The 231-nt window shown below is 38.5% G+C and carries 1 protein-coding gene; it reads right to left on the bottom strand.

Annotation, left to right across the window (positions count from 1 at the left end; translation table 11 throughout):
• Window positions 1-231 (bottom strand): terminase TerL endonuclease subunit (locus tag CBI42_RS12135; RefSeq protein WP_256963848.1); only part of this gene is annotated, 231 nt, incomplete at both ends.

Genomic DNA, 231 nt, shown 5'->3' with positions numbered 1-231 from the left:
TCAAATATTTATCTTTAGCCGTCTGCAACCACATATTGAGGTTACGGTTAATGAAATCGTTTAACGTACCGTCTTCCAGTTTAGAATCACGTTCACTAATTAACCCTTTCAGTAGGGTATCATGCTTAGCCGGTAAATCTAGTAATGGATTACTTTTCACCCATGTTTCTGGATTCTCAACTTCATCTTGATCATCCTGCTGCCAAATTAATGCCAACGTTGAATCTTCCG

Origin of the sequence: Streptococcus sp. KR (assembly GCF_002238115.1) — a bacterium.
Taxonomy (GTDB): domain Bacteria; phylum Bacillota; class Bacilli; order Lactobacillales; family Streptococcaceae; genus Streptococcus.
This window is presented reverse-complemented; position numbering and strand designations above follow the sequence as displayed.